We start from the raw sequence: 899 nt of genomic DNA, 5'->3' as shown, positions 1-899 counted from the left end.
GCATGGCCGGAGTTGCCGGCGGAAGCCCGGGCGGCCCTCACAAGCCTGATGACGCAGTTGATCCTCGACCATGCTGCGATGACAGCGACGCCGCCCGCGAAGGGGGTCGATCATGATCTCTGACAAGGTCAGGCCTCATCATCTGGAGCGTAAGGCGATTCTTTACGTGCGCCAATCCTCGGCACATCAGGTGTTGCACAATCGCGAGAGCAGCGCATTGCAATACGCCATGCGGGACCGGCTGACTGCGCTCGGTTGGTCTGAGATCGAAGTGATCGACGATGATCTCGGTCGTTCAGCCGCCGGCGGGGTACAACGCGCTGGTTTTGAGCGGATGGTAGCGGAGGTTTGCCTCGGTAAGGTTGGTGCGGTTTGCGCCCGCGAGGTCTCGCGCTTCGCTCGCAACAGCCGGGATTGGCAGCAACTCATCGAGATGTGCCGCGTGGTCGACACCGTTCTGGTCGATCAGGAGACTATCTATGCGCCAAGGCATGGCAACGACCGCCTGCTGCTCGGGCTCAAGGGTAGCCTCAACGAGTACGAGCTGGATCTGTTGCGCCAGCGCTCGCTCTCGGCCCGCTATGAGAAGGCGCGCCGGGGCGAGTTGATTGTGGCGGCGCCCGTCGGCTTCGTGAAGGCCGGCGACCGCTATGAGAAAGATCCGGATCGGCGCGTCCAGGAAGCGATCCAGTTGGTGTTCGACAAGGTCGAGGAACTGGGCAGTGCCCGACAGGCGCTCTGCTGGCTTCACGAGTACAATCTCGATCTACCGGTGAAGCAGTCCAACGGCGACACAGCCTGGCGGCGACCGAGTTACTCCGCCATCCACCGGATCATTGAGAACCCGGTCTACGGCGGCGCCTATGCCTATGGTAAGACGGCTGTGGCGGCGGGATACA

The 899-nt window shown here is 62.4% G+C and carries 1 protein-coding gene; it reads left to right on the top strand.

Translation table 11 applies throughout. The features are described 5' to 3' along the window. Positions 1-112: 112 nt before the first annotated feature. Positions 113-899: recombinase family protein (locus IVB32_RS17815; RefSeq protein ID WP_247410848.1), on the top strand; the 787-nt coding region annotated here is incomplete at its 3' end.

It is taken from the genome of Bradyrhizobium sp. 23, assembly GCF_023073295.1.
Taxonomy (GTDB): Bacteria; Pseudomonadota; Alphaproteobacteria; order Rhizobiales; family Xanthobacteraceae; genus Bradyrhizobium; species Bradyrhizobium canariense_D.
The sequence above is the reverse complement of the archived record's forward strand: the minus strand, read 5'-3'. Positions and strand labels throughout refer to the sequence as shown.